7 protein-coding genes are annotated in these 6,075 nt (G+C 42.7%); all 7 read right to left on the bottom strand.

All coding sequences use genetic code 11. The features are described 5' to 3' along the window. Positions 1 to 583 (bottom strand): peptidylprolyl isomerase (locus ACZFYI_RS14145; protein WP_462524776.1); only part of this gene is annotated, 583 nt, incomplete at its 3' end. Then, the gene (hemC, locus tag ACZFYI_RS14140; protein ID WP_462524775.1) at positions 580 to 1,518 is read right to left on the bottom strand and encodes a hydroxymethylbilane synthase; all 939 of its coding nucleotides are present in this window, start codon (positions 1,516 to 1,518) and stop codon (positions 580 to 582) included. The genes ACZFYI_RS14145 and hemC, both read right to left, overlap by 4 nt. Further along, complete coding sequence (rimK, locus tag ACZFYI_RS14135; protein ID WP_462524774.1) at positions 1,490 to 2,422, bottom strand: 30S ribosomal protein S6--L-glutamate ligase; 933 nt, start codon at positions 2,420 to 2,422, stop codon at positions 1,490 to 1,492. The genes hemC and rimK overlap by 29 nt, the downstream gene beginning before the upstream one ends. Continuing rightward, a complete protein-coding gene (locus ACZFYI_RS14130; RefSeq protein WP_462524773.1) occupies positions 2,419 to 2,850 on the bottom strand; it encodes an ATP-dependent zinc protease family protein in 432 nt (143 codons plus the stop codon). The genes rimK and ACZFYI_RS14130 overlap by 4 nt, the downstream gene beginning before the upstream one ends. A gap of 2 nt (positions 2,851 to 2,852) precedes the next feature. Further along, positions 2,853 to 4,001 carry a DNA polymerase III subunit gene (locus ACZFYI_RS14125; protein WP_462524772.1) on the bottom strand — a complete coding sequence of 383 codons (1,149 nt, stop codon included), beginning with the start codon at positions 3,999 to 4,001 and terminating at the stop codon, positions 2,853 to 2,855. A gap of 6 nt (positions 4,002 to 4,007) precedes the next feature. Next, complete coding sequence (locus ACZFYI_RS14120; protein ID WP_462524771.1) at positions 4,008 to 5,207, bottom strand: GlmU family protein; 1,200 nt, start codon at positions 5,205 to 5,207, stop codon at positions 4,008 to 4,010. 71 nt (positions 5,208 to 5,278) lie between these two features. Further along, positions 5,279 to 5,524 carry a type B 50S ribosomal protein L31 gene (locus ACZFYI_RS14115; protein ID WP_113924979.1) on the bottom strand — a complete coding sequence of 82 codons (246 nt, stop codon included), beginning with the start codon at positions 5,522 to 5,524 and terminating at the stop codon, positions 5,279 to 5,281. Between the last annotated feature and the right edge of the window lie 551 nt (positions 5,525 to 6,075).

The raw sequence follows: 6,075 nt of genomic DNA, 5'->3' as shown, positions 1-6,075 counted from the left end.
AAAAAGATTCCAAATTGGCTTTTTCTGAAAGCATACGTTGGCTAAGACTGTCAAACTGTTGGGTTTGATACAGTCTGGCATATTCCTCTTTCAAGGCTTCGTTACTACCCAATTGAATGTACTTGAAATAGGTCTCGGACAAAAGCTCCATGTCTGTCACCAATTCATCCGAGGCATAAGTTTTTCCTTGAACAATATAAAACTGGGAACCGCTGGATCTCTTTTCAGGATTTACCTTGTCACCCATTCTTGCTGCAGCGATCATTCCTTTCTTGTGGATCAATCCGGGTACAATTTCTGCCTCTATCGTTGGCCATGTATCAGGAGGAAGTGCTTCTTTGGTAAAAACATCTCCTCCCTGAATCATAAAATCCTTGATGATCCTATGAAATTCTGTGGAATCGAATCTGCCTGCCTGTGCCAGGTCAATAAAATTCTGCTTGTGCTTTGGGGTTTCATCATATAAAACCGCATACATATCGCCATGTTTTGTCTGGATTTTGATGACATAATCCTTTTCTACTGAACAAGAGAAAAGAACCAAGGCCAACAAGAGAATTGGGATAAAACTTAACCTTTTCATCTATTTAGATTTGATTTTATTTCTTTCAATATTTCATCTCCCCCACTACCTAAGACCAATTTTGCCAATTCCTTCCCCACCTCCTCTGCTTGGAATATTTGACCCGATAAATGGTGAACGATTCTTTTGGTCCCATCCAAAGAAACAATCCCACCTTTCAGCAGAAGTTGACCTGCCCGGGTTTCTGCCAAAGCAAAAACAGGAATGCTACATCCGCCCTCCAATACCCTAAGATATGCCCTTTCAGCAAGCAGTCTAAAACCTGTCTCTTCATGGTGGCAGGCTTCTATGATTTTTGCTTTTAGATCAGGATTAAGATTTACTGAAGATTCAATGGCTACTGAACCTTGACCGACTGCCGGAGTAAACTCATCCAATGAAAGTTCGTGTCGGATCATGTTGTCGTATCCCATTCTATGCGCACCTGCATAGGCAAGCAAAAGCGCATCGCATAAGCCTGCTTCCATTTTGGCAATCCTTGTCTGGAGGTTTCCCCTAACTTCGACGGTTTTGATATGTGGGTAAAAATGCTTCAAAGTAGCGACTCTCCTTGTAGAGGAAGTTCCCAAAAGAAGAGGTTTGTCCGGATTGGAATAGTCTATGTCAGTCTGATGGCTCAGGATAATATCATTCTCTTTTTCCCTTTCGGTAAAGGCGATGATTTCAAAACCCTCCGACAAACTAGACTGCATGTCTTTAGCACTGTGAACAGCTATGTCTATATCACCCGAAGAGAGCTGCTCTTCCAATTCTTCCGTAAAAACTCCCTTGCTGCCGATTTTGGCAATAGAGACATCCAAGATCTTGTCACCCTTTGTATCGATAAGTACAATCTCGCTTTCCAGTCCCTTTATTTTAAGAAGATCCGCAATGTGATATGCCTGCCAAAGGGCCAATTTGCTTCCCCTAGTGCCTATCCTGATCGGTTTGCTCATTCTTGGTTTTCTTTTTATTTCTTTTTTTCTCGACTGATTCCTCTATGAATTTGACGATCTCCCCTGCAATATTCACCCCTGTAGCCTGCTCGATACCTTCCAATCCGGGCGAACTGTTGACCTCCAATATCAATGGTCCTCTCTCTGACTGCAACATGTCCACCCCTGCAATATCCAAACCCAATGCCTTTGCTGCACCAAGTGCTGCGGCTTTTTCCTCTTTGGTCAATTTGATGACGGTCGCAATACCTCCCCTATGGAGATTAGATCGGAATTCACCTTCCGCACCCTGCCTCTTCATGGCTCCTACGACTTTGCCATTGACCACAAATGCCCTTATATCTGCGCCTTTTGCTTCTTTGATAAATTCCTGTACAATGATCCTTGCTTTCAATCCATGAAAAGCCTCAATTACTGACTGCCCTGCTTTTTTGGTTTCGGCTAATACTACACCAAGTCCTTGGGTTCCTTCCAGTAACTTGATGATCAACGGTGCCCCTCCCACCCTTTCGATCAGGGCTTTTTCTCCTCCCTTGGAGAAATTGGTAAACGCCGTTTTGGGCATTCCCAGACCTGCTTTGGATAAGATTTGAAGACTTCTCAATTTGTCTCTGCTCCTGACAATCGCCTGTGAATCCACCGCAGAAAATACACCCATCAACTCAAACTGACGGACAACCGCTGTTCCATAAAAGGTAATGGAGGCTCCGATTCTAGGAATGATCGCATCAATACCTTCCAATTTTTCTCCTCTGTAGATGATGTAAGGCCCCTCCTGTTCGATGATGAGGTCGCAAAGGGAATGGTCTACAACCAAAGCCTCATGCCCGGCAGCCCTGATGGCTTCTGTCAACCTCTTGGTAGAAAAAAGATGGGGGTTTCTGGAAAGTACTGCAATTCTCATTTTTTCGATTTCTTTGACAGGTTAATAGCATCTACGTCCACTAAAAATCTCCCTCTTAACAATTTCCTTCCAATCAAAATTGGAATCCTCATTTTTGACCTGTCTGTAAGGGTAAATTCGGCTTCGAATTCCTCCCCAAACATAACGACTTTTGTATTCACTTTGTACCTCACTTCCTCCTGACCAAACGAATTCTTTACTTTCTTTTGGCTAAAATCTTCAGTCCGAATAAGTTTGTTTTTATATTTTCTATGCTCCTTTGAAAGTACCTTGAAATAGAGTACCGGAACTGAATCTTCGATTTTCTCTTCCGCAAATTCGCAATGGATGGAAGAGGTATAAGCGCCAGTATCGATTTTGGCGGTGACATTTTTCAGACCCCACTTTGGCAGGTGAATCTTTTCCCTTCTTCCGATTGTTTTTTTCATGGCTAAGCTGTTTGCATCGGCCTCATGATCCGCGCCAATCGAAATGACAGGTCAGCAAAAACTATCCTGACATTGGCATTCCTTTCCAGGTGATAGTGGGACTCATTCAAGGCCTGATAGATCGCCATAAGTTTTTCCTCATCGAGTACATGCACGCCTAGATTATGGATAAATTCCCTGTCCGATTCAATACTGCGCATCAATTCGGCCAATTGGGACTTGTCCAGCATCACTTCTCTAATCACATTGATGCCGCTTAGCAGGAGCGATTTTTGGGCTTCCTTGTCCTTGGAACTGAATTTATCGACAAAATCCAACATGTCATTCACATTGACAGAATAACAAGCCCTGAACCAATCTCTGACCAACCTGGTAAATTCATCTGCTACCTGATCTACCATCCTGTATGCTTCTCTCATATTCCCATCTGCCAAAGGTGCGATCTGCATGGCCGCTTCCCTTGACACATGATGCGCTTGAATCAAATGCTGCATCACTTCCTCATCTGTAAATGCCCTGACCATGATTTTTTGGGTCCTGGAAAGGATCGTAGTCAGTAATTGTTCAGGATGGGAAGTCACAAGGATAAAAAGTGTTTTGGCCGGCGGTTCTTCCAAAATCTTCAAAAGGGAATTGGCTGAGGTGGGATTCAAATATTCAGGAGACCAGATCAACATGATTTTGTATCCTCCTTCAAATGACTTGAGGGAAAGTGTTTTTATTATCTGCTTTGCAGCTGCTTTGGAAATGTTGAGCTGCTTTTTCTCAAAGTTATTTTTGTAAATCCAGTCGGAAACATTACCAAATGGTGTCTCTATCGCAAAAGTTCTGAATGAGGATGGGAAGTCAGTCTTTTTTCCTTTATTATCCTCATCCTCGTCTTCTTTACTTTCTCCCACCAATGGAAACACGAAGTTCATATCCGGATGGACAAGCCTTGACATTTTTTGGCAGGAAGGACAGGTTCCGCAAGAATCACTTATACCAGGTTGTTGGCAAAGCGTATAGGTCGCAAGTGCCAATGCCATCTTGAGGTTGGCAGAACCCTCCGGTCCATGAAACAAAAGTGCATGGGCAAGGTGGTTGTTTTTGACCGCTTGGACGATCTTTTCCTTTACTTCCTCCAATCCCGGAATAGATGAAAACAGCATATTTTATCAGGCTTCTTTGTCCCAAATACGGTAATGTCTTGTCAATTCGAAAACCTTTTGAATAATTTCTTTTTCGGTTTCGCTGTATTCCATCCCTCTTCTTTTCATGACTGCAATGGCAGTTTCCTCAAATTTTCTCACCTGAAAAGTGCTGAATCCTGATGCGCCTCCCCAAGAAAAAGAAGGAATGAAATTTCTTGGGAAGCCATCTCCAAAAACATTAGCTCCCACACCGACAACTGTACCAGTATTAAACATCGTGTTGATACCTGCCTTGGCATGGTCTCCCATCATCAGGCCGCAAAACTGCAAGCCTGTATTGGTAAATCCACCTTTGGTATAATCCCAGATTTTGACTTGAGCGTAGTTGTTTTTCAGGTTGGAGGTATTGGTGTCAGCGCCGAGGTTGCACCATTCGCCTATAACGGCATTGCCAAGGAATCCTTCATGGCCTTTGTTGCTGTAGCCAAACATCACGGCGTTGGAGATTTCTCCCCCAACTTTCGAAAATGGTCCTACAGTGGTATCTCCCCGCATTTTTGCTCCCATATTCACTGTGGATCCTTCACAAAGCACAAATGGACCTCTGATAAGCGAACCTTCCTGCACTTCGGCGTTTTTTCCGATATAGATCGGCCCTCCTTCAGCATTCAGGACGGCGGCTTTGATTTTTGCTCCCGGTTCTATAAAAACCTGTGACGGATTATATACGATAGTATGTGGATCTTCCAAAACTTCGGATTTTCTACCCGAAGTGATCAAATCAAAATCTCTCGCAATCTCAGCAGCATTGACCTGAAAAATATGCCATGATTTTTGAATCGCAGTAACTGATCCTGCAAATTGGATCCTGTCGAGATTCTTGGCTTGATCGGGATGGAAAGCAGCAGGATTTTCGGAGAACGCTGCGAGCAAAAGGTTATTGGACCAAAGTGACTCGGTGCTTTTCAGTTGGTGGATGGCTGTCCAAAGTTCCTGATCCGGGCAAACTGCGCCGTTGACCATCAAAGCAGCACCTTCTTTTTTGGGAAACTTTACAGAAAGGTAATCCTGCGTCAAAAACCCAGGCCTGTGTCCCGAATATTTTTCCCATTTCTCCGAAATCTTCAAAATCCCCACACGGATATCCCCGATAGGCCTGGTAAAAGTAAATGGCAACAAAGAACCCCGGATGGCAGGGTCATCAAATAAAATCAGATTGTCCATGATACAAAAATAAAAAAGTCTCCCGGAAAACCGATTCCGGGAGACCTTTACCTGCTGGCAGGCAGATAAAATTATTTCTTGGCGTATCTTTTGTTGAACTTGTCAACACGACCTGCTGTATCCAACATCATCTTCTTACCTGTGTAAAAAGGGTGTGAGTTAGAGCTTACTTCGACTTTGTAAACAGGATAAGTATTTCCATCTTCCCATACGATTGTCTCAGAAGTCTGGATCGTAGATTTGGTGATGAACTTATATTCGCTTGAAGTATCGTAAAATACGACATCTCTGTAATTAGGATGAATGTCTTTTTTCATTGTATTGCTATTTATCTTTTTATCGCTTTTCCGAAATGAGGCACAAAGTTATTTCTTTTTTGAAATGTATCCAAATCTTGTTTGGTAATAATTTGGCAATTGAAAGAATAAAGTATCTCGCAAAGCCGCAAGGACGCAAAGGGTTTGGGGATTTTGGTTACAATCGTTGTAGTTGTTGTAATGGTTGGGTTGTCAGGTTTTCAAGTTATCTGGTTGTCAAGTTTTCGGATTCCGTCACCCTGAGGTACGAAGGGTCTCTTGTCTCTCGGTCCTTGGATTTGAATTTTAGGTTTGTTGAAGAAAAAAACATCACGCAAAGGCGCAAGGACGCAAAGGAAAAATCTAAAACCCATTAATAGAAATTGAGAACATTTTTTTTGGGTGGTTAAAATTTAGGCAGATCTAACATTTGCTATAGGCTTTACCTTGTCACCACGACTTAGGAGATATCTATCTTTTTTTAAACCAACCCTAAAAGATTTCTCAGTTCCCGAAGAAAACGGGACAGGCTGTACCTCCTTCGAAATGACAAGGATAAGATTTTACTAAGC

The organism is Aquiflexum sp., assembly GCF_977115555.1.
Note: the sequence above shows the minus strand (reverse complement) of the source record. Positions and strands in the feature narration are given on the sequence as shown.

Bases quoted from the DNA above. Each gene is read 5' to 3' on its own strand.
- hemC (WP_462524775.1), bottom strand. From the start codon at position 1,518: ATGAGCAAACCGATCAGGATAGGCACTAGGGGAAGCAAATTGGCCCTT.
- rimK (WP_462524774.1), bottom strand. From the start codon at position 2,422: ATGAGAATTGCAGTACTTTCCAGAAACCCCCATCTTTTTTCTACCAAG.
- ACZFYI_RS14130 (WP_462524773.1), bottom strand. From the start codon at position 2,850: ATGAAAAAAACAATCGGAAGAAGGGAAAAGATTCACCTGCCAAAGTGG.
- ACZFYI_RS14125 (WP_462524772.1), bottom strand. From the start codon at position 4,001: ATGCTGTTTTCATCTATTCCGGGATTGGAGGAAGTAAAGGAAAAGATC.
- ACZFYI_RS14120 (WP_462524771.1), bottom strand. From the start codon at position 5,207: ATGGACAATCTGATTTTATTTGATGACCCTGCCATCCGGGGTTCTTTG.
- ACZFYI_RS14115 (WP_113924979.1), bottom strand. From the start codon at position 5,524: ATGAAAAAAGACATTCATCCTAATTACAGAGATGTCGTATTTTACGAT.